The sequence below is a fragment of the Phocaeicola sartorii JCM 17136 = DSM 21941 genome (assembly GCF_054653615.1).
This window is the reverse complement of the sequence record NZ_BAAIFW010000005.1, coordinates 3,287,158-3,307,266: the sequence shown is the minus strand read 5'-3', so window position 1 is coordinate 3,307,266 and position 20,109 is coordinate 3,287,158. Positions and strand designations below refer to the sequence as shown.

The following is a 20,109-nucleotide window of genomic DNA, read 5'->3' as shown; positions in this document are numbered from 1 at the left end:
CTTAAAATAGTTGATTTAAGAACTTTTTACTTTCTGATAAACGTAGTTGAAAAATATTCTCTACATGATTATAATCTATTGGCTTAAGGATTTCGTCATTTAAACTTTGTCCCCATGGAATATATCGGTGAGTTATTCCATAAGTTGATAGTTGTTCAGTATAACGCTGGTTTATATCAGCTGATTTACTTAGTTGTTTTCGTTCAAATACAAACAAATTGCGATGAAATAATATAGAAAATATGGTACAATGAAATGAACTTGTAAAAACAGCTGCTGCATTTGAAATAAGACCTAGAAACTCGGATGGATCTGGACATATAATTATATCATTTTTCATAGTCCATGAATAACCAAACATAGCCATTACTACAATTCTTAAATTTTTTTCTTTAGCATATTTTCGGACTACTTCTTCTTGATGTTTTGTGTTTGGGGCGAAATAGCATAATAGGTAGCTTCCTGCTTCGATACCTTCTGGAAGTTTTGCCATTTTTAGATATTCTTCGCGAGGAATCAACATAGATGGATCAAGTAGGTGTTTGGCTTTAATATGAGGTAATTCTTCATTTAAAATGTCACAAAGTAATTTTTCTCGAACCGCAACTAAATTGAAATCTTTGACATAAGTTTTATACGCTTTGCGTTGTGTAGGTAGTACAGAACCTACTCCTACACTTGGACCGAATGCGGCTTTTATTTTACCTGGTTTGACGTAATCCAAAAAATATCTGCGATTTAACATTGTTGCATTCCAAACTTGGTCACTGCCTACAATAAAAGCATCAAATTTATCATTTAATTTATCAAAGTCCGCTTGCGTTGTAATTCGGTTGGTAAATAGAATCATTTGCCAGAATTTTGATACCCGTTCATCTCTTTTTCGAATTTCGTTAGCAAACTGTTTAGTTAGAATAGCTTCTTCCTTTCTTTTCTTGTTTCTATTTATTTTGTTTTTTATTAATGGAATTAATTGAGTAAAATAGTACATAAAACCACGATTCAGTATGTCGTCTGGTTGATGGATATAATCTATTACTGTTACATCATGGTTTCTATTTTTTAGATAGTGGTAAAGGCCGTAACATTGGAAAAAAGTTCCGGCATTAGGACCTTCATGCCAAGTGGTAATTGCTATTTTCATATATTTCTAATTTCTTTTTTCCCAAGTTTTCCGATAGACTTCGTAATCCCCACCCAATAACGACTCCACTATAAGACTAGAGTGTACGCATTTCCTTTTCTTTAATTCTTTAGCCGGATTGCCACCGACCACAGACATAGGTTCCACATTCTTTACCACTACGCTTCCGCTTCCCGCTACCGCTCCATAGCCTATTTTCCTGCAACTAGGTAATACAAGAACATTGGTTGGAATCCAAGCGTAATCTTCAATAGTGATACCATAATTTTTATGTTCCCAGTCCGGTGAATCTATATTATGTGAGGTTGTGATTATTTCTGTGCCACTTCCTATGATTACATGGTTGCCTATTGTAATGGGTGAACGCATATCCAGTTTACCCGTTTGGATAGAGGTATGGCTACCCACAGACAAGTTACTGTTTACTTTTTTTGCCAGCTCCAAAGGCATAATGACACCTTCTCCGATGCTTGCTCCGCGTTTACGTGCAATTCTTCGTGCACGTGCATATTTAAAGTTTTGTTTCCAACGGATAATAAGGCCTAGCAGGTAGCGTAAACGGCTACGGTCTTGAACATTCCGTTCGTATAAAGTACGATTGTCTTGCATCTTTTTTGAATGATAAAATATGTTTGTTATATGACTATAATCTCATAAAGGTATCATTGTCCCATATTGTCGGTTTTTTCTTATTTCCCTATAAGCCATTGAGCTTTTGTATTTATAAATCGAATAATGGCAAATAATAATACCCACATAATACTCTGTTCGAGAAGCTTATACATAAGCTTGTTTTCAATGAACGGCATGATATAATGAGAGCAAAGTGAAATAAAAAACATGTGCATCATCAATATGACAAGTGTACTTTTCCCTATATATAATATGAATTGTTTGCTTTTTCCTTCTTGCTGAGAGAAAAAGTGGCACAGAGTTAAGATACCTGTTATTCCGATAAAAGCTATGATGATATAATATATCTCTGGATGGGGGATAGTGTTACTACTCAAATCCAGCGATTTTTTTGTGAAGAATACAGAAATGGCAGGAATCGCAAGTAAAATGATTATCCATCTTTTTTTGTGAACGGTGGTTATTTTCTTATTGATTGTATCTTTTAATAAATGCCCTGTACCATAAAAAAATATGGCTATGAATACGCTGCAAATATTGTAAGGTAATACTATGTCTTTATGATGGAGAAAGCCGCTAACGCAGAGGCATCCAATCATCAGCAATATTTTTCCTTTCAGATTGGTTGCTGTTCTATTGATAATGAAATAGAATAGTTCACTTAAGAAAAGAATAAATATAAACCAATAAGCATTGGGTAACTTATATGTTAAGCTTTTTAGAGGATAGTAATCGGGCATGAGCAATGCTGATAACACAAGCATAATACAAGTAAAATATAGGCATGGTAGCAGTAATGTCCGAATCCTTTTTTTAAAGAAAGGTGTAAATTTGGGGTATCGTGAATCGTTGAAGCATAGTCCTGATAACAGGAAAAATAAGGGCATATGGAATGAGCTGATATAATGTCCTGTTATCCCGTGACCATTGATACTGTGACCGATTACAACTAAAATAATACCAATACCTTTGGCTAGGTCGATATATTCTAATCTTTGTGGACTTTGAGTTGAATTTTTCATGCTACTTTTTTTATTCCAATCTATGTAACACTTCTTCCAAATCAACATCTTCAATATCCAAATAGCTACCCTCTTTTTGAAAGTTCAATGTGACTTTGATGTTTGCGGAAGATTTAATGTCTTTTGTACTCCATACATCTCCATACCAGCAATGATCCTCACTATCATAATATCCATAATCCAAGTCTTGATGGCGTACTTTTACTTGAAATTCTACTGTCGGGTAGATTTCCACTGATAAGAACTCTTCTGTATTCTCTATTATGTAATATTGGGATGGGTTTGCGGATACTTCACATGCTGTAATATCTATATCCGAAATATCGGAGAACCCACAAATGGGGGCGTATAGACTTTCATCATCAAGAGTTTTAAGAATGCTATCCTCCCAATCTTTTGTCCAAAGAGGAATCATACTTTCTAATTGTGATTCTAAAGAAGTCAGTTCCGTATCTTCAGCCAATTTTTGACTTACGTATGCTTTGTATTCTATTACTTTTAGGTAGGGACTGTTGTATTTCTTCATATCACCGTCTTGTGATAGAACGATGATTTGTGGAAGTTTGTTTTTTTTACAATATGTTTCGAGAGCTAAAAGTGCGAAAGCATCAGGAAATTCATCTTTCTTTTTCCCCTCACCAAAGGGCTTTTCTTTGCTAAAGTATTTACCAAATATAATATCTACATCTGTGCAATAATCGTAGCCTAATATGTAGGTGTTGGAATGAGTGAGGAATGCTTCTAATGATGTGGAAGCTATCTTGTCCATTTCTTTTTTGGAACTTGTATTGCAATATTGGTCGTATCTTTCGTCATGTTTCAATACACAGTTTCCCTTGTCTGTTACTGCATTAAAGGCATGTCGCATATCTGTTTGGATATGATGCGCTATTTCTTTTTTGATGATTTCCGGCATCAAAATGTTGATACGTGATTTGGCTGCCAGATTACATAAGGTTGTTATCCGGTTTTTCTTCAAAAAGTAGTGCTCGGATATAAAAACGTTTGTATCAATAAAAATTATATCTTTTCCCATATAGCATCTTATTTATATCTTCGACAGAACATCCCGTCTCATCCGCGATTCTTTTTATCACTTCCGGCATTTTGTCCGTAACCGTAGGAGGCATTATAAGCTGGTTGAATTCTTTTTCAAAATATTCAAAGTCAGGTGATGACCATGATTTTTGAAAATCCAATACTCCTTTTCTTCCCTCCGTAGTATCAGCCGGATAAATGTTGATATCTTCATTGTTTTTCACTTTTACCAATACAGTCCTGACGGAATCATCCGGTTGGGGGAGATGCAAAAGCATGGCATAGTCATAGATTGACTTTCTGCTGATAAAATAACGGTTCTTTTCTTCCATGTGTAAGTAGTAAGCGCTAACTGTCTTTTATTTATATATATTAATTATCGGTTATTTACCGTCAAGAATGATTTCAATTTTAACATTAACGATTGCTTTTTATACTAGAAATGCCTTAGGAGCGTATGTTGACTTATATCAGAATCCTCATCATTCATCTTCTCCCCTTAGTGATTCTTCTTTTTTGTAATTCCCGGCAGGACTATAGTAATAAGATGTTCTTTTTATAGTAACACTATTAGTTTGGTATAATTCTTCTCTATATTTATGGTCAACCGGATATTTGATAGAAAGCAATGGATATTCGGTAATTTTCACCACTCGGGAACCATTTATTATACTGTCGCGTTTTAAAGTTCCTTGGGTAAAGTTTCCTGTATAAGTTTTTTTTAATAGAGAATCGACAAAGATGCCTTCTCCTTCAAAATACCCCTTGCTCAAGTTACCTGAGTATGATGATCCGTTTTTCAGCTTGAGGAAGTTGTAACCTGAAAGTGGAGTGTTATTATTGTCTTTGAATCCATTGAATGTCTCATCTATATCGTAACCGTAAACGTATGAGGGCATTTCCACTTCAACTACGGTGTGAAAAATTATTTGTCCGTCTTTTCTTATCGGATCGTCTTTTGTATACCGTGCTATCCAAAAAATCTTCTCTTGTTTTTTCTGTATTTCGTAGCTTCGGCAATAAAAGTGACATTTTTTCGATGAATATATGTCTTCATATTTATAATAGCCGATTCGGAGAATCGAATTTTCTTTATTTATATCGGAGTTTCTTATGAGTATTTTGTTACGGATGAAATTTAAGTCATAAAAATATTCTCGGTCTCTCTTTTCTTGTTTGTCTATAAAAACGACAAGTGGTGAGATGTTTGGAATAAAGTCCGGTTCTAATACATCAATCTTAAACTCAATTCCATTTCTTGTGGTTTGTGGCTGATGTATTTTGATAAAATTGGAATCAGTTTCCATAATGGTATAACTAGACGATTGGCGGTTGAATTTGTAATCATTGGGAAATAGGGCATGATATTTGTTTTGACGGATGAAATATCCGGCTATAACACCCAATGTAAAGATAATGATAATAATAATAATATAGCTTCTTCTCTGTCTCATTTTTTTGTGTGTTAATAAAAAGTTTTTGAATAGAATATGAGGGGCTTCGCTTGGTATAGGTCTTCTTTTCTGAAGTATCCTACTTCAATATGACAGGAAGGATATGTTTTTATCTTTATCTTGTTTTTGCCGAAATGAAGGAGATGTCGGGATCTGGATATGATTTCTTTTTTGTGACCGGTTCCTTTTAATATGATAATTTGTAATGGAGACAATTCTTCCAGTAATTTTTTATTCTTTACCATTGCTTCCAGTTCTACAGTTCCATTTTTCTCTTTTCGTTTGATGATCTCTATCTTTGCAGGATTTATGGATGCGCTGGAATACGGAAAAATTTGCAAGGAAAACGGATCGTTGATTAATCTGTTTTCTTTATAGAAGCCATATCCTGTCAGGATGCCGCAAAAGAAGGCTGTCACTCCGATAATTCCCCCCAATATTATTGCTTTACAATATGTTATTTTTGTATATTTCATGAATTGTAAATGCTTTGAATATAGAAGTATGTCAATCTGATGACAAGGGTTATGATGCCGGAAATACACAAGGTGATAAGGGTCGTCAGAATGAATACCCTTGATTCCTGTAAAGGAGCGTAGGAGATGAAGTTGACAATGGTGCTGATTCCGTTTTGATTGATTTTCTCCCACGATGTAGACTTGGCATATCTTATTTCCGAAAATGTATTATCTTCTGGCAGAGGATGTGTATTTGTCAGTTCCACTGGAATCCCGAATTTGATGTCAATGGATTTACATAGGTCTTTTATGAACGTTCCATTGAATTTTAGTCTCAGACATATTTTTGACATATCATAAGGAGCCCATATATTTAGTGGATAGGAAAGGTGCATTTCGTTACAAATCTCAAAATAATCTTTGTATTGGTTTACTTTTTCACGATAAAGAGTATATTCTAAATCTATGAATTGAGACATATCTTGTGAGATTGTCGGATCTGTGCTTTCTATTTTGTCATAGTGCCATATTGATGTTCCATATTGTTTGTTTTTCGTCAATATTGATTTTTTCTTGATTGGGGTTTTGATATTATTTTCAAATGTAATTTTTTGTTTTGTATATCCGTAAACGCCTTCCAGTATCCATTGGTCTGATAAGTAAAATTTGTATGGCTGGCTCTCCATTATTTTATTTCCTCGAACTCCGTAGGTGAATCTTAGATTCAAATAGTTGTCGGGTGGAATAACTTCTTTTTCAGGTGATTTTTTTTTCTTTCCTGTCTTGTGTTTTTCCATATACTGGGGAAGATGAATTCTATACCCATCGAATCTATCCGTATGTTATCAGATTTTTCCAACTCTATAGTATAATGCCACTCTGGGGTGCGTGTGATCTTTTTGTAAAGGTGAAAAGTCTGAATACAAATTCCTGATAATATAGCTATTCCAATTCCGTATTTCCATATTCTGTGTAACAGTATGCGTTTTACGACAAGGTGTATGAATGCTCTTATTCTATGTTTTATGTTTACATCTTTTACGCGATTCATTTTGTGTTTTCTGAAAGTCGGGATATGAGAGTTTCCGAGTAATCGGAGGCTTATTTATTGGGCTTTAAACAATGAATCGTGTTTGTTGTTCCTTAAATCATCAATAATGAGTTGTACACAACTTATCAATTCCGGTAAGTGCTTTTTGATAATATTGAAAATTTGTTGTGGGTCAACATTTCCATATTCATGTGATATAATATTTCTACATCCAAATACACCTCTCCAATACACCTGTGGATAATGGCAAAGTAGTTGGGAGGCAGTCCAATCGTCTACCTTTTTGGCTGTCTCACCTATAACCTGTACAAGCATACAGGCGGCATCAAACTTTTCCATTCTTTCAGGAGAGGACAAAAAATCGTGAACATTGACAATAGACCGATTACGTTCTATTACTAATTGCGATTTTTCAATCATCAACTCTAAATATTCTATTACTATATTTTTAGATGTAGATCGCATCTTTCAGAATATTTTGTTTGAAAGAATTTCGTAATGAATCTCTGAAATTGACTATGTCAATCTTGAAATGGATCAGTTGTTCCAATTCTTCTTTGATTTTTTCTAAAGTGAAGAAGTCTGGTTCTTGCAGGGTGACAAAGACATCCAAATCACTTGCTTCATCTTGTTGGTTTCTGGCAAATGATCCGAATATACCTAAAGACTTGATTCCGTATTTGTGGGCGGACTCTTGCTTGAATCTTTTTAGTATATGAATGATTTCCGTTGTACTTTTCATGTCTGCTTGAATTATTCAAGAACCTAATTTTTGCAAAGCTACAAATTCCCCTTCACATTTCCTAGCGTCCGCCTTGCTTATTTCCTGGTGCGTTTGCTTCTTCCCGGTAACTTCGCTTCGAAGTTCGTGTTCCGGAAAAGGAAAAGAAGCGTTGGGAAGAATAGTCTGTATCAACAGATTAAGCGTGTCCGTTGTCATTGAAGACGTTTTTCAATTTATTGTAAATACCAAATAGTATATCTGTTTTGGAAAACAGTTCATTCAAAATGCCGGCAACATCTGTTTCAAGTAAGGGATAATCGTGTGAAATCTCATTTCTCAGCTCCCGTATATAAGTCCATTCATCGGCACTTGGAATAATAAGATAACGTTCCAGACGATTCAGAATGTCACGCATAGGAAGTGCTTTGATGTCTTCGTCCAGGTATTCCAAGATGTAGCGGAATATTTTTGCCCCCATGGCGTCCTGCAATTTGGAAAAGCGGAATATGAATTGGTCTATGCAGCGGACTTGTTCTGCATTCAGATTGGAATAGCAATCCGCAGACATGGGAATACTGACTCCTAATCCTTCAAGAGCCTCGTTGATACGAAGGATATGCTTGTCGCATACCTCAAATTCCCGTTCCAGGCGTTCTGTTATTTCTTTTTTCTTCTCTGTCATGTCAGCTGTATTCCGTTTTTTAAAGCTTCCTGCACTACCGGTGAGTCCTCATGATCACCGATGATATCAATCTTTTGGTCGCCCAAAAGCATCTTCAGGCGTGCGACCATGCGGATGCGTGCCAATACGCCTTTCTTTTCTCCTGTGCTGCGGATTAATAAATCAATGTCTCCTCCGCGCTTTTCGTCATCCAGACGGGAACCGAAGAGGTACACTTTCACGGTTTCACCATAAATTTCTTTGGCTACTTGGATGATGGTCTGTATTTCTTTAGGTTGCAAACGCATGCATTTATTCTCCTTTCTCACCGCAAAGCTACAAATTCCCCTTCACATTTCCTAGCGTCCGCCTTGCTTATTTCACCTTCTCCACAAACCCCACCGGCATATCCACTCCCGCGCATCCCAGCAACTCCAGCCTCACCACCACCTTGGTCTTTCCGTTCATCTCCACCAGCTCCCCTTCAAATCCGGTCAGTGGTCCTTTCACCACCTTCACCCATTCGCCGGGCGACAGGGGGGAGGCGCATATCTCCACCGCCTCTTCGCTGTAGTCCAGCATAAATTTGAAACGTTCCATCTGTTCGTCCGGAATCACTGCCGGGGCATGCTCGCCGTGCAGCACCATATACCGGCTCACGGCCGACAGGGTGAGTACCTGCGAACGTTCCGCGGCATTCACGTGGACAAAAATCATCATGGGGATCACCACCCGTTCTATTTTCTTCTTCCGGTAAGTCCATTGGCGGATTTCTTCCTGTATGGGCAGAAAGTTCTCTATGTTCATTGCAGTCAGCCGCTCGGCTGTCTTCTTCTCGTGGTGGAGGCGGACATACGCCACTAGCCATTTTTTCATGTTCGGGGGAAGAGGGGGGTAATGTTAGATTGTTCTGATAAATGAAAGAAATGATGCCTTTATGGCACGCTACGCTGTTACCTGTGACATTCCTCAGGTAAGCTTGTGTTCATTTTTGATGCAAATATAGACAATATTTTACGATAACAAACTATTTGTTCTCAAAAAATGAAAAAAATAATGGGAATAACATTTTTATTTTTACTTTTGCAACTTTTTATTTTAATTGATATTAACATGATGGAAAAATTAAAATTTATGAGAAAAATCATGGCAGATTACAGTTCTTCTACGAACTGGAAAAGCTGATGGAGATTTATCGCCTGTCGGGAGTGGGATATACTGATGAGGAGATGAGGGTACTGAAACATATCTGCAAAGTTACCTTGGCGGATATAAATGAGTTTGAACGGAGGAAGGAGAAAGAGAAAAAGGAAAGGAAGAAAAGAGAGAAGGACCTGGGAAAAGGAAAGGAGAAAAGACAGGAGAAAGGAAAAGAGAAAAGAAAGGGCAAGGGAAAAGAGAAGGATACGGGAAAGCCTGAAGGATAAAAATACGTTAAATTCCGCACCTCCTCTTTTTTGTACACTTCCAATCTGTCAAATGTCTGGTTTACAGGTTTTTGTTTTTTGCAAGTGTACAATTTTAACTTTTGATGGCGTGGATTTGCACTGTAACTTTGCTCCCATTGTGGAAGGAAAATCCTTCCTTTTGATAATTTAAACCGATAAATAAATGGTTTATACCGATTTATGTTCTTTTTACTTCTCGGTGTTCGATGAACATTCCATAGAGATGAGTCTGGAAGATTTTGTGGGATACATACGCAGCGAGCGTTGGAAAGCGCAAACCGAAGACTATCAGCGGCTGATGGCCGAAGGCAAGGATGTGGAGGCCAAGAAGTTAAAGAGAAAATTAGCGGCGATGGTGATTGCAGGTCGTTGCAAAGGCAGACATGCCGAAAGAAATCTGGATCAGTGGAGTGGGGACAGTATGTTCGATGTGGATCATTCGCATGGCCGCATACCGGAATTCTGGCAGATTTTGAAAGGGGTCGGCTGGGTGAAGGCTGCCTGGCGCAGTGTCTCGCATGACGGGCTGAAGTTCGTGGTGCGTATCGAGGCGGAGAATGCCGACGAATATCGTCTGGCATACGCTGTCGTGGCATGGCATATAACTCAGATTCTGGCTTTTCCTTGCGACATGAGTTGCAAGAATCCCACCCGGCCCTGCTTCGCGTCATACGATCCGGAGGCTTTTTTCCGCCCGGGCACCGAAGTGTTTCCCTGGCGCCGGTTTGTGGCGGAGCACCCCGGAAAGGTGGAGGAGATTCTGAAAGAATTAAAGGTGAAGACTGGCGGAAGCGGACGAAGAACGGAGGGGGATTCTCTGAAAGAGGGAGCTTCCCCGACAGAGGCAGAGGTGTCCGGCCCCCGGACTCCGGCTTCGGGACTCCTCGTCACTTTCTTCAACGAGTTTTTGGCGCACAATCCTTTTATGGATGGCAAGAAGAACGAGTTCCTGCTGAAACTGGGACGCGTGGCCCGTTACAAGGGGCTGGATGAGCAGGAGTTGTCCCGACTGGAGGAACTGGCCGTGGAAAGACTGGCCGGCAAGGACTGTGCCGCCACGGACATCCCTCCGCGCATCGACTCCGGATACCGTTATGCCGACGTGACTGCGCCCCCCGAAAAGCCGTTTTCCGGGGTCCACAAGGTCCAGGGTCCATCTAGGTGGTTATCTGGTCCCGGCAAGGATAGTGAAGACGCTGAGGAAGAGGCGTTTGAATCTAATAAATTGCGTCGTGAGGTTTCGTACCTGCCCGATGAGTTGTTCGACCGTCTGCCTGACTTCCTGAAGCGTGGCTTGGCGCATGTCCGCAATCGGCGTGAAAGGGATATTTTGTTGCTCTCCATGATTACCAACATCAGCGGTTGTCTGCCGGGGGTGAGGATGAACTATGGAGGGTTGCTTTATTCTGCCGACCTTTATCTGGTGGCTCTGGCCGGTTCGGGCAGGGGAAAGGGAGTGATGCAGCTGGCCGCTCTTCTGCCCGGAGCCATTCAGGAGTATTACGACGGGTTGAACAAGAAGGATGCCCGCGAGTATAAGCAGAAGCTGCTGAAGTGGAATCTGGAAGAACGGCTGGCCGTTCAGGAAAAACGGGTGCCCGATCTGGACAAATGCCCCGAACCGCCGGTGGAGCGTATCTTGAAGGTGTCTCCCAATATCTCGAAGAGTCAGCTGATACTGGCTCTGGAGGCAGGCGGACCTGTCGGTGTGGTGATGAACGCTCCCGAACTGGATATGGTGAGTTCGGCCATGTATCAGGAATGTGGGAAGCATGACGATGTGATGCGTGCCGCTTTCCAGCACGAGGAGGTGGGGTCTTATTTCAAAGTGGACCATCGGAGTATTGTCGTTCCTGATCCCCACTTCGCGCTATGCGCCTCGGGCACTCCGGCACAGTTGCATAAGTTCATCTCTTCCTTGGAGAATGGCATGTACAGCCGTGTGGCTTTCTATGTAGGGCAGGCTTCCTGGGAGTATAGGTCGGCCAATCCCGGCAAAGGCCGGCTGGATATGCGTGCTTATTTCAAGGAGATGAGCCGGGAGTTGCTTCGTATGTTCATTTTCCTTTCGGGATCGCCCACCGAGGTAGTGTTCACTGAAGAGCAATGGAAGGAACATGAGGAATGCTTCCGCACATACCTCAGAGAGGTGGTGGCGGAGGACGATGATTCTCCGGGGGCCATTGTGCTGCGTCACGGACTGATAGCGTCGCGTGTGGCCATGGTACTGACAGCGTTGCGCAAGTGTGAGCCACAATGGAATACTTCGGAATGGACTTGTTCGGGCGAGGATTTCCGTACAGCGATGCAGATTACGGGGGTGTTGCTGAATCACAGCCTGTTGCTTTCCACTTCTATGGATGATTCCGCCAAAGCGCTGAAGCCGCTGAGCGAGTTTTTCAAGGTGCGTCCCGTCTTGCGAAGTCTGCACCGTGAATTTACTTATTCGGAGTGGGTGGCGGCTGCCATAGAGCTGGGGATATCCCGTTCATCGGCCAAACGCTATTTATCGCGTTTGGTAGAGTGTCATCTGGTTGAAAAAGAGGGTGCTAAATATCGGAAAACAGGCCGTTCGGGGGCCAGATAACCACCTAGATGGACCCTGGACCCTTTGGACCTTGGGGGTAAGTGAAAAAGTCCCTGTTACCTTTAATGGCAGCAGGGACTTTTGGGTATAAAACACCTCTTTCCTGAAAACAACAGGAGCTTTTCCGGAAACAACAAAGTCTTTGAAAAAAACAACAAGGTCTTTGAAAAAAAGAACAGGAGCTTTTTTGAAAAGAACAAGACCTTTTCTGAGAACAACAAGGTCTTTTTGAATGAACAGTTATTTCTAGGGTTCTCCCAGATGTTTCACGATGATGGCCACTTCGTGTTTCAGAAAACTGTGGCGGTATTTGTTGTAGCCGGCCTCATTCAATTCCTTCTGCAGCGGCATATTCCTCTGCATCCAGCGATACAGGGTTTGCAAGGCTGCCGCGGCGGTTCGTCCGGGGCTGTATAGTTCTGCCAGTTCCGCTTTGTCGTACGCTTTGATAATAAATGCTTTTTCTTCTTGAATCATGTCTTTTCTTTCTTTTGATTGTACTGTAAAGATAAGGAAAATATACCTGTTCTCCTATTTTATATGTAAGTAATTCTCGACATTTTTCTACATTTCCCTACGAGGTTCTACGATGCTCCTCAAATGCCGACAGTATGCTTCCGGCTTGTGGTATCTTTGTGGTGTAATCAATTTTTTAATTATTCATTCTAAATTCAAACAAAATGGCAAGAACAGTTTCTTACTCGGTGGTAAAGCGTAACAATCCGTTTGATCAGGATGCGGCGCCTAAGTTTTATGCACAGGCTCAGTCCAACGGGCATGTGGAGATTCGCGAAATGGCGGATCGTATTCAGAAAACCTGTACGGTGACGCGTGCGGATGTGATGGCGGTGCTTGTGGCTTTGGAAGATGTGATTATGGAGGCGCTGGAAGGGGGCGAGATTGTGCGGCTTGCCGATCTGGGCACTTTCCAGATAGGTCTGAGCGGCATCGGCGCGGATGCGGAGGATACGTATGATGTGGCAATGATCCGGAAAGCGCGTATCAATTTCCGTCCGGGTATTGCGCTGCGTGGCATTCTGGCAGCGCTGAAATACACCAAGGTGGATAAGTTGCCGGTAAAGGCGAAAGAGGAGCAAAAGCCTGCCTGAGTGTAGGACGGACAGATGTTTAATTTTTTAAAAAGAACGCTAAGATGAAAGGTAAATCTATTTGGAGTACTATCTTGAAGGTAGTGATTGCAGTGGCTACGGCCATTGCGGGTGTGGTAGGAGTAAGCTCTTGTGTAGGAGGATGAGGGCGGTTGATCTGATAGTTGTCCACTGTTCCGCCACAAGGGCGGACAGGGACTTCACCGAACACGATCTGGAGGTGTGCCACCGCCGGCGGGGGATGAACGGGCCCGGATATCATTTCTATATCCGTAAGAACGGGGATATAAAAATGACCCGTCCTGTCGAGAAAGTCGGAGCGCATGCGCGCGGATACAATGCGCGGAGCATCGGAATCTGTTATGAAGGGGGGATCAGTCAGAGCGGTCGCCCGGCAGATACGCGGACGGTGTGGCAGAAACATTCGCTGCGTGTGCTGGTCAGGGTGCTGCTGGCGGATTATCCCGGTTGCAGGGTCTGTGGTCACCGGGATTTGAGCCCGGATGCGGACGGAAATGGCGAGATAGAGCCTGAAGAGTGGGTGAAGCAGTGTCCCTGCTTTGATGTGTCGAAAGAAATGTATAGTAAATAATACTTATACATAAATGCATGACAAGACTGGTTCTTTTCTGTTATTGTTAAAATATTAACATTTTAGGAAGAGAATCAGTCTTGTCTTATTATGTAATGAATAATGAATTTATTTTTTATTTACATTTCCCGCACCGTATCCATAGCCGTAGCCATATTTTTTTCCATAGCCGTAATACTTGCCATACTTGCCGTATCCATAATAATATCCGTACTTCTTTTTCTTCATGTCCAGTCCGTTGATGACGGTACACAAGTTGGGCAGTTTTTTCTGTTCGCTCAGCTCGTTTATCAAGGTATAATCGGCTTTATGGGTATAGTCTGCCCGGCATACGTAGATGCTGACATGGGCCACCCGGGCAATCAGCTGGGTGTCGGTCACCATGCCGATGGGGGCGGTGTCCAGAATGACATAGTCAAAGTGTTCCTTCAGTATTCCGATGGCCTGGGGCAGGGAATCGCGTGCCACCAGTTCGGTCGGGTTGGGCGGGATAGGGCCTCCGGGCAGAATGTACAGGTGGGGGTTGATCGTGGAAACCTGTACCAGCGACATCAGGTCGGTATGTTCCGGATCGGCCAGAAACTGGCTGATGCCTTGTTCCTTGTGCGACAGCAGGAAAGCCTTGTTCAGTCCCGGCTTGCGGATATCCAGCCCCACGATCACGATTTTCTTTCCCAGCAAGGCCAGACTCGCCGCCAGGTTGGAGGCGGTGAAGGTTTTGCCTTCTCCCGTAGTGGTGGAGGTGAGCAGGATCACTTTCTCGTCATGCTTCATCATATAAAGCACATTGGTACGTATATTACGGAAGGTTTCGGCCATCAGGTCGTTTTGGTTTTCCTGTACCACGATGGCTCCCTTCGAGGGCTTGTCTTCGGAAAGCGGTATGTCGCCGATGATGGGTAGGGAGGTGATTTTCTCTACATCGGCGCGTCCTTCTATCTTGTATTTAAAGAGTTCGATGATATAGATCACGGCCACCGGCAGGGCGATTCCCAGTATCAGTGCCACCAGATAGATCATCTTTCCTTTGGGCGATACGGGGATGGCGTCTGCCAGTGCTTCGTCTACCATGCGGGCGTTGTTGGCGGTGGATGCCAAGGTGATGGCGTTCTCCTCGCGCTTTTGCAGGAGCATCAGGTAAAGTCCCGCCTTGATTTCCTGCTGGCGCGAGATGCTCACCAGCTGGCGTTCCTGTCCCGGTGCGCTGGTGATGCGTCCGGCATATTTCCCAGCCTGGCGTTCCAGATCCGCCTGGGTGATGGACAGCCCTCTCTGCACGCTGTTGATGGTGGTCTGCACATTGCTGCGCATGGCGCGGATGCTGGCGTCCAGGTTGACCACCACCGGGTTGTTCTCCTGCGAGGAGCGGAGCAGGCGCTTGCGTTCCAGCAGCATTTCGTTGTAGCGGTTTATCAGCTCGGTCAGTCCGGTGTCCGTCAAGCCTACATTGACCGGGAGTACTTCGTAGGCGTGATCCGGATTGTTGGCGTAGTTGGCCAGGAATTGTACCAGACGGAGCTGGGTGCTGTTCTCGGCGCGTTTCTTTTCGTATTCCGAATTTTCACTCAGTGCCAGTTGGGCGTCGCTTTTCAGGTCGGTCAGTCCGGCATCGCGCTTGAAGGTTTCCAGTTCCTGTTCGGTGGTTCCCAGTTCGCCGTTGATGATTTTGATGCGCGCGTCAATGAATTCCGCGGTCTTGGTGGCCACTTCGTTCTTGTCGTCGTTGGCGTCACGGTTGTAGATTTCCACCAGTTTGTTGAGGAAGTCCATGCCGCGTTGCGTATGGGTGCTCTGCACGGTGATTTGTGCGATGGTGGTGGACTTGGAGGTAGGCTCTATGCTCAGCGCTCCCCGGTAACCGCCCGCCACGCTGCGGGGGGAGGAGACCGTGGCGATGATTTCCTGTGTGTTTTTTACGGTGGTGGAGTCCGTGGGGTTGAAACTGAAAGTTCCCGACGGGGTGGTGAGCAGGGCGGGCAGCTTGTCGAATTGCTTGCTGTATTCCTGTTCTCCTATCCGAATGGTCACATCCAGTTTGTTGCCTGGCTGCAAGGTCAGGTTTATGTGCGCCGGTGCAGGAAGTTTCTGGGCTTCCTCGGGGGTGATCCATACTTTGACCGGAGCGTTTTTGTAAAGCTCGATGTCGTGGAAACGGCCTTTTGCCGCATAGCTGATGTAGAGGTCGAGTTCTTCCACCACTTTCTTGATCAGCGTGCGCGATTGCAGGATTTCCACCTCATTGTCAAAGTTGCTGATGGAGGAATAGAATCCCAGATCCTCCAGGTCGGCCAGGCCGGTGCCCGTCTTGCTGCTTTTTTCGTTGTCCTTGATGATGACGGATGCCGAGATGTTGTACACCGGCGGGGTATAGCGCAGGTAGAGCCAGGCGCCTGCCATGCATAGCAGGATGCAGGCCGCGAACCAGGGCCAGTGGATGGCGTATTTGAAAAGAATCTCCTTGAAATCGGTCTTTTCTTCTTTCTCTTCCAGGTAGAGTTCGTCGTATAAATCTTCTTTCATAGGTTTGTTTATTTGGCAATGGTTACTATCAGGCTGACCAGTGAGACGAGGGTGCCCACTACCGAGAACCAGATGGTGGTGCTGTTGCTGATTCCCGCGTTTCTGGCCTTGGTCTTGTTGGGGGTGACATAAACCACATCGTTCTGCTGGAGGTAGTAGTAGGGGGACGAGATGATGTCGGCGCCATTCAGGTTCAGCGGGATGATCCGGCGGCTGCCTTGCGCGTCTTCGCGGATCAGTTTCACCTGGTCGCGCTGTCCGTATATGGTCATGTCTCCCGCCATGGCCAGTGCCTCCATGATGTTTACTTTTTCATTGGTGATGGTGAAGGTGCCGGGGCTGGTTACTTCTCCCATCACGGAGATTTTGTAGTTGGCCATGCGTACATTCACGATGGGGGTTTCCTTGATATAGGCTTTCAGCTTCTCCTTGATCATGCTTTCCGCCTGACTTTTGGTGAGTCCTCCTATATGCAGTGTTCCCAGTACGGGGAAGTCGATGTCTCCGTTATTGTCCACCAGATACTGTTGCAGTGCTGGCTGGCTGGTCAGGCTCTTGCTGTTTGCCGTGATGGGGGTGGCTACCGTCAGGTTAAAGGGGATGGCGGCGTCGGGGTCGCTGGTATTTACTGTAATGGTCAGCAAATCTTTGGGCATGATGTGTGCGTCGTACAGGGGTGTCCGTTCAGGGGTTCTGTCCAGGTACTCGGATCCTTGCAGATAGGGCACCTCCTTGTAGGCGTTGCAGCTGCATAGCAGCAGTGTGGCTAGCACGAGTAGGGTACATTTCAGTCTTCTCATTTTGACTCTTGGTTATTTTTAGATTTTCAATTATTAATTCTTTTTTCAATAAGCTTTCTTGTCCTTCCGGAGCGCGTTTATCACGGTTTTGTACACGATGTACAGGTCGAGCAGGACGGACCAGTGCTCCATATACCATATATCGGCCTTCACACGTCCTTCCATGTCTTCCAGCTCCCGGGTCTCGCCACGGAATCCGGTCACTTGCGCCCAGCCTGTGATGCCGGGCTTGATGAAGTGGCGGACCATGTATTTATTGATGATGCGGGAGTATTCCTCCGTGTGTTTCAGCATGTGGGGGCGCGGGCCTACCACGGACATGTCTCCCAGCAGTACATTGATGAATTGCGGGAGTTCGTCGATGTTGGTGCGGCGCATGAAATCGCCGAACCGGGTCTTTCGGGGGTCGTTGAGGGTGGCCTGCAAGGTGTCCGAGTCCTTGTTTACTTTCATGGAGCGGAACTTGTAGCACCAGAATTCCTTGTTGTCCACTCCGTTGCGCTTCTGTCGGAAGAATATGGGGCCGGGGGAGGTGGTCTTGACGGCCACCGCTACTATAAGGAATAGGATGGGGAACAGCGTGCATAGGAAGAGCAGGGAGAAGACCACGTCAAATAGACGTTTTGCCAGTCTGTTCTCTATTTTTCCCAAAGGCTCTTTGCGGATACTGAGAATGGGGATGCTGCCCATCATTTCGAAATGCATGTGGTGGCGCAGATAGTTGCGCACATTGGGCACGCTGTAGAAATGGATCAGGTTGTTCTCGCAATAATTGATGACCGGCACGATGTATGCGCTCAATGCCGAAGGCAGGCAGCAGTAAAGCTGGTTCACTTTGTTGTGTGTCAGGTAGGCGATGACTTGTTCCGGCTTTCCCAGATAGGTGCAACTGGCGGGGAACTTGGCGTTGGGGTTCGTGTCGAAGTAGCCCAGTACCCGGTATCCGGAGGTGGAGTCGAAAGTCATTTCGTGGTAAAGTTCGGCTATGTTTTCTGTGCTTCCTAGATAGAGGACGGTACGGAAATTGCCGCCACGGCTTCTGTATAGCTGTATGATGTAGCGGAAGAGCAGGCGATAGACCGTGATGCAGACGGTGAGCAGGATGAAATAATAGATGAAAAACCTTTTGGAATCTATTTCAAACTCGGAAAATACCAGCAAACTGGTCGATAAGATAGAGAAAAAAAAGATATTGCGGAGTACCCGGAATACGATTTGGTCGGCACGGGTTCCCCGGCGGTGCAGTATGACGCCTCCTGAGAGGGCACACACAAAATAGCATAGACTGAATAGAGTTAGAATTTGGGGTAAAGCACCATTATAGGCTCTTTCCCCAAACCACTCGTTCCATATTAAATTAAATGAGATGAAAAGTATATTCAGTATGACTAAATCGCCTAAAATGACTGCTAATTTTAGCACGTTGTTGAATCTCCGGATTTGTATCATAGGTTATTTTTTTTTGATGTCAGATTTATGTAATGCTCCTTTTAGGTGTACTATAAAGATGTCGCTTTTTTTCTTTTTGATGCTATTCTGTTACTTTGTAAGTAACGGAAAATGGACTAAAGGATCAATTATATAATAAAGATTCGGCTGTTTTTATATCTCAGCAATAGATAACAGCTTGAAAAAGAATGAATTTGTTACATTGCGTTAACTGCGGTAAACGTAATGTGTATTATCACATTTTTTTATTCCCACTCGCTTTATAATTGTTCGTCTTATTATTGCTTTTTATCCCTTATATGGCCTTTTTTATTAAAATCCGGAAAAAAACTAGGTCTTTATTTGTTTGCTAATAGTTATTTGTCTATTTTTGAACCCAAAATATTTTCCGTTACTTACAAAGTAACAGGAAATAAAATATCTGATATTCAGTGTTTTATCTATCTACTCCATCCTCTTCCCATTTTTTGAGACGTATGAAATTATTTCATCATTGGCTTTATTTATCTCTTCATTTTTAAAGTTTTTCAAATATGTTTTTGTCACATTCACTGACGAATGCCCGAATGCGTCGCTGATCAATTGTTCTGAGAAATTACAATATTTGGCAAGGGTGGCCCAAGTATGCCGGGTGGTGTATGAACTGACTTTGTTTGTCACTCCGCATTTTTTCGCCAGTCTGCTTAATTTATAATTCATTGTTCGCAGTGCCTTCTGGTATTCTATATATAGATCCTCTCCGGTTTTTGTTCCGCTGAGAATGGGAAAGAGATAAGGGGAGTCTTTGTTGGTGTTCCGGTATTTGTTTATCAGTTCCATGGCAGTTTCCGGAACATCCACCGTTATGTCTCCGCCCGTCTTGTGTCGGCGATAGGAAATGGTATTATCTTTCAAGTCGTTTTTGTGGAGGTAGGCCAGATCGACAAAAGGCATTCCGCGCAACTGGAACATCAGATTGGCCCAGGCTCTGCACTGTATCAAACCTTCCGGTAATTCTTTCACGGGGATTTTGTTCAGCAACTTGTATATCTCTTCCACTTTCAGCGCACGTTTTATATTGTTCTTCACTCCGGTATAGACATGCTGGAATAAAAGGGGATTCTCCACGACTATTTTCTTTTCCACTGCCTTGTTGTAAGCTACGCGCAGCATCCGCATATAGGTGGAAACGGTGTTCCAGCTCAGTGGTTTGTTGCGCAGGTGTGCCTCAAAGCTCTTCAGATTGGCCCTGTTGAGCTGGTGAAAGTAAACCGCCTGGCCTCCGCAGAATTCACAGAATGCATTCAGGGCACTCTGATAGATGTGTGCCGTGCTGTAACGTTGTTCTTCTTTCAGCTTTTCTATCAGCTTGTCCATAAACTCATTGAATTTTCTTTTCTTTTTCATAAGACTCCGTTTTTTTATAGATTTTACAAATGA

General features: G+C 43.4%; 23 protein-coding genes. 5 read left to right on the top strand and 18 right to left on the bottom strand.

All coding sequences use genetic code 11. The features are described 5' to 3' along the window. Position 1: 1 nt before the first annotated feature. The 13 genes from ACYQ0C_RS14100 to ACYQ0C_RS14040 all read right to left on the bottom strand — a co-directional run bounded on the left by ACYQ0C_RS14100 (position 2) and on the right by ACYQ0C_RS14040 (position 9,061). Positions 2-1,144, bottom strand: coding sequence for a polysaccharide pyruvyl transferase family protein (locus ACYQ0C_RS14100; protein ID WP_016275959.1), 1,143 nt, complete (start codon positions 1,142-1,144; stop codon positions 2-4). 6 nt (positions 1,145-1,150) lie between these two features. After that, positions 1,151-1,753 (bottom strand): acyltransferase, encoded by a 603-nt coding sequence (locus ACYQ0C_RS14095; protein ID WP_016275960.1) that lies wholly within the window; start codon positions 1,751-1,753, stop codon positions 1,151-1,153. Positions 1,754-1,833: 80 nt separating this feature from the next. Then, positions 1,834-2,799, bottom strand: coding sequence for an acyltransferase family protein (locus tag ACYQ0C_RS14090; protein ID WP_016275961.1), 966 nt, complete (start codon positions 2,797-2,799; stop codon positions 1,834-1,836). Between the two features lie 10 nt (positions 2,800-2,809). Beyond that, the gene (locus ACYQ0C_RS14085) at positions 2,810-3,835 is read right to left on the bottom strand and encodes a PIN domain-containing protein (RefSeq protein ID WP_016275962.1); all 1,026 of its coding nucleotides are present in this window, start codon (positions 3,833-3,835) and stop codon (positions 2,810-2,812) included. Continuing rightward, positions 3,810-4,169: a hypothetical protein gene (locus tag ACYQ0C_RS14080; protein ID WP_016275963.1), complete on the bottom strand. Its 360-nt coding sequence runs from the start codon at positions 4,167-4,169 to the stop codon at positions 3,810-3,812. The genes ACYQ0C_RS14085 and ACYQ0C_RS14080 overlap by 26 nt, the downstream gene beginning before the upstream one ends. A gap of 150 nt (positions 4,170-4,319) precedes the next feature. Next, positions 4,320-5,291 (bottom strand): hypothetical protein, encoded by a 972-nt coding sequence (locus ACYQ0C_RS14075; RefSeq protein WP_016275964.1) that lies wholly within the window; start codon positions 5,289-5,291, stop codon positions 4,320-4,322. Positions 5,292-5,302: 11 nt separating this feature from the next. Next, positions 5,303-5,767: a hypothetical protein gene (locus ACYQ0C_RS14070; protein ID WP_016275965.1), complete on the bottom strand. Its 465-nt coding sequence runs from the start codon at positions 5,765-5,767 to the stop codon at positions 5,303-5,305. Next, a complete protein-coding gene (locus ACYQ0C_RS14065; protein WP_139015987.1) occupies positions 5,764-6,546 on the bottom strand; it encodes a hypothetical protein in 783 nt (260 codons plus the stop codon). Before ACYQ0C_RS14065 ends, ACYQ0C_RS14070 begins: the two co-directional genes overlap by 4 nt. Before the next feature lie 308 nt (positions 6,547-6,854). After that, positions 6,855-7,265, bottom strand: a complete 411-nt coding sequence (locus tag ACYQ0C_RS14060) for a HepT-like ribonuclease domain-containing protein (protein ID WP_016275967.1) — start codon at positions 7,263-7,265, stop codon at positions 6,855-6,857. Next, complete coding sequence (locus ACYQ0C_RS14055; protein WP_016275968.1) at positions 7,249-7,542, bottom strand: nucleotidyltransferase family protein; 294 nt, start codon at positions 7,540-7,542, stop codon at positions 7,249-7,251. Before ACYQ0C_RS14055 ends, ACYQ0C_RS14060 begins: the two co-directional genes overlap by 17 nt. 178 nt (positions 7,543-7,720) lie before the next feature. Beyond that, positions 7,721-8,206 carry a hypothetical protein gene (locus tag ACYQ0C_RS14050; protein WP_016275970.1) on the bottom strand — a complete coding sequence of 162 codons (486 nt, stop codon included), beginning with the start codon at positions 8,204-8,206 and terminating at the stop codon, positions 7,721-7,723. Next, on the bottom strand, positions 8,203-8,493 hold the full coding sequence (locus ACYQ0C_RS14045; RefSeq protein ID WP_016275971.1) for a nucleotidyltransferase domain-containing protein: 291 nt from the start codon (positions 8,491-8,493) through the stop codon (positions 8,203-8,205). Before ACYQ0C_RS14045 ends, ACYQ0C_RS14050 begins: the two co-directional genes overlap by 4 nt. A 67-nt stretch (positions 8,494-8,560) precedes the next feature. Further along, entirely contained in the window at positions 8,561-9,061 is a 501-nt protein-coding gene (locus ACYQ0C_RS14040) for a UpxY family transcription antiterminator (RefSeq protein ID WP_016275972.1), read from the bottom strand. A 308-nt stretch (positions 9,062-9,369) separates the two neighbouring features. Between ACYQ0C_RS14040 and ACYQ0C_RS14035 the strand changes: the two genes are divergently transcribed. Together ACYQ0C_RS14035 and ACYQ0C_RS14030 are read left to right on the top strand one after the other, a co-directional pair. Next, entirely contained in the window at positions 9,370-9,612 is a 243-nt protein-coding gene (locus ACYQ0C_RS14035) for a hypothetical protein (RefSeq protein WP_016275974.1), read from the top strand. Between the two features lie 184 nt (positions 9,613-9,796). Beyond that, on the top strand, positions 9,797-12,220 hold the full coding sequence (locus ACYQ0C_RS14030; protein WP_016275975.1) for a DUF3987 domain-containing protein: 2,424 nt from the start codon (positions 9,797-9,799) through the stop codon (positions 12,218-12,220). 246 nt (positions 12,221-12,466) lie between these two features. Here the strand turns inward: ACYQ0C_RS14030 and ACYQ0C_RS14025 are convergent, their stop codons facing one another. Further along, positions 12,467-12,697, bottom strand: a complete 231-nt coding sequence (locus ACYQ0C_RS14025) for a DUF4248 domain-containing protein (protein ID WP_016275976.1) — start codon at positions 12,695-12,697, stop codon at positions 12,467-12,469. Between the two features lie 203 nt (positions 12,698-12,900). On the opposite strand from ACYQ0C_RS14025, the gene ACYQ0C_RS14020 reads away from it, so the two are divergent. Genes ACYQ0C_RS14020 through ACYQ0C_RS14010 form a run of 3 tightly spaced genes read left to right on the top strand, consistent with a single transcriptional unit; the run spans position 12,901 to position 13,921 of the window. Further along, on the top strand, positions 12,901-13,329 hold the full coding sequence (locus ACYQ0C_RS14020) for an HU family DNA-binding protein (RefSeq protein ID WP_016275977.1): 429 nt from the start codon (positions 12,901-12,903) through the stop codon (positions 13,327-13,329). Between the two features lie 44 nt (positions 13,330-13,373). Next, entirely contained in the window at positions 13,374-13,475 is a 102-nt protein-coding gene (locus ACYQ0C_RS14015; protein WP_016275978.1) for a smalltalk protein, read from the top strand. Beyond that, positions 13,472-13,921, top strand: a complete 450-nt coding sequence (locus ACYQ0C_RS14010) for an N-acetylmuramoyl-L-alanine amidase (protein WP_016275979.1) — start codon at positions 13,472-13,474, stop codon at positions 13,919-13,921. The genes ACYQ0C_RS14015 and ACYQ0C_RS14010 overlap by 4 nt, the downstream gene beginning before the upstream one ends. Before the next feature lie 108 nt (positions 13,922-14,029). Here ACYQ0C_RS14010 and ACYQ0C_RS14005 read toward each other — a convergent pair whose 3' ends face one another. From ACYQ0C_RS14005 to ACYQ0C_RS13990, 4 genes are all read right to left on the bottom strand, one after another. After that, a complete protein-coding gene (locus ACYQ0C_RS14005) occupies positions 14,030-16,441 on the bottom strand; it encodes a GumC family protein (protein WP_016275980.1) in 2,412 nt (803 codons plus the stop codon). Between the two features lie 8 nt (positions 16,442-16,449). Beyond that, positions 16,450-17,241 (bottom strand): polysaccharide biosynthesis/export family protein, encoded by a 792-nt coding sequence (locus tag ACYQ0C_RS14000; protein ID WP_016275981.1) that lies wholly within the window; start codon positions 17,239-17,241, stop codon positions 16,450-16,452. A 45-nt stretch (positions 17,242-17,286) separates the two neighbouring features. Continuing rightward, on the bottom strand, positions 17,287-18,690 hold the full coding sequence (locus ACYQ0C_RS13995) for an undecaprenyl-phosphate glucose phosphotransferase (protein WP_016275982.1): 1,404 nt from the start codon (positions 18,688-18,690) through the stop codon (positions 17,287-17,289). Between the two features lie 444 nt (positions 18,691-19,134). Next, positions 19,135-20,076 carry a tyrosine-type recombinase/integrase gene (locus tag ACYQ0C_RS13990; RefSeq protein WP_016275984.1) on the bottom strand — a complete coding sequence of 314 codons (942 nt, stop codon included), beginning with the start codon at positions 20,074-20,076 and terminating at the stop codon, positions 19,135-19,137. Between the last annotated feature and the right edge of the window lie 33 nt (positions 20,077-20,109).

Bases quoted from the DNA above. Each gene is read 5' to 3' on its own strand.
- ACYQ0C_RS14035 (WP_016275974.1), top strand. From the start codon at position 9,370: ATGGAGATTTATCGCCTGTCGGGAGTGGGATATACTGATGAGGAGATG.
- ACYQ0C_RS14075 (WP_016275964.1), bottom strand. From the start codon at position 5,291: ATGAGACAGAGAAGAAGCTATATTATTATTATTATCATTATCTTTACA.
- ACYQ0C_RS14045 (WP_016275971.1), bottom strand. From the start codon at position 8,493: ATGCGTTTGCAACCTAAAGAAATACAGACCATCATCCAAGTAGCCAAA.
- ACYQ0C_RS14060 (WP_016275967.1), bottom strand. From the start codon at position 7,265: ATGCGATCTACATCTAAAAATATAGTAATAGAATATTTAGAGTTGATG.
- ACYQ0C_RS14090 (WP_016275961.1), bottom strand. From the start codon at position 2,799: ATGAAAAATTCAACTCAAAGTCCACAAAGATTAGAATATATCGACCTA.
- ACYQ0C_RS14015 (WP_016275978.1), top strand. From the start codon at position 13,374: ATGAAAGGTAAATCTATTTGGAGTACTATCTTGAAGGTAGTGATTGCA.
- ACYQ0C_RS14100 (WP_016275959.1), bottom strand. From the start codon at position 1,144: ATGAAAATAGCAATTACCACTTGGCATGAAGGTCCTAATGCCGGAACT.
- ACYQ0C_RS14020 (WP_016275977.1), top strand. From the start codon at position 12,901: ATGGCAAGAACAGTTTCTTACTCGGTGGTAAAGCGTAACAATCCGTTT.
- ACYQ0C_RS14040 (WP_016275972.1), bottom strand. From the start codon at position 9,061: ATGAAAAAATGGCTAGTGGCGTATGTCCGCCTCCACCACGAGAAGAAG.
- ACYQ0C_RS14030 (WP_016275975.1), top strand. From the start codon at position 9,797: ATGGTTTATACCGATTTATGTTCTTTTTACTTCTCGGTGTTCGATGAA.
- ACYQ0C_RS14005 (WP_016275980.1), bottom strand. From the start codon at position 16,441: ATGAAAGAAGATTTATACGACGAACTCTACCTGGAAGAGAAAGAAGAA.
- ACYQ0C_RS14010 (WP_016275979.1), top strand. From the start codon at position 13,472: ATGAGGGCGGTTGATCTGATAGTTGTCCACTGTTCCGCCACAAGGGCG.
- ACYQ0C_RS13990 (WP_016275984.1), bottom strand. From the start codon at position 20,076: ATGAAAAAGAAAAGAAAATTCAATGAGTTTATGGACAAGCTGATAGAA.
- ACYQ0C_RS14065 (WP_139015987.1), bottom strand. From the start codon at position 6,546: ATGGAAAAACACAAGACAGGAAAGAAAAAAAAATCACCTGAAAAAGAA.
- ACYQ0C_RS14080 (WP_016275963.1), bottom strand. From the start codon at position 4,169: ATGGAAGAAAAGAACCGTTATTTTATCAGCAGAAAGTCAATCTATGAC.
- ACYQ0C_RS14025 (WP_016275976.1), bottom strand. From the start codon at position 12,697: ATGATTCAAGAAGAAAAAGCATTTATTATCAAAGCGTACGACAAAGCG.
- ACYQ0C_RS14050 (WP_016275970.1), bottom strand. From the start codon at position 8,206: ATGACAGAGAAGAAAAAAGAAATAACAGAACGCCTGGAACGGGAATTT.
- ACYQ0C_RS14085 (WP_016275962.1), bottom strand. From the start codon at position 3,835: ATGGGAAAAGATATAATTTTTATTGATACAAACGTTTTTATATCCGAG.
- ACYQ0C_RS14000 (WP_016275981.1), bottom strand. From the start codon at position 17,241: ATGAGAAGACTGAAATGTACCCTACTCGTGCTAGCCACACTGCTGCTA.
- ACYQ0C_RS14055 (WP_016275968.1), bottom strand. From the start codon at position 7,542: ATGAAAAGTACAACGGAAATCATTCATATACTAAAAAGATTCAAGCAA.
- ACYQ0C_RS13995 (WP_016275982.1), bottom strand. From the start codon at position 18,690: ATGATACAAATCCGGAGATTCAACAACGTGCTAAAATTAGCAGTCATT.
- ACYQ0C_RS14070 (WP_016275965.1), bottom strand. From the start codon at position 5,767: ATGAAATATACAAAAATAACATATTGTAAAGCAATAATATTGGGGGGA.
- ACYQ0C_RS14095 (WP_016275960.1), bottom strand. From the start codon at position 1,753: ATGCAAGACAATCGTACTTTATACGAACGGAATGTTCAAGACCGTAGC.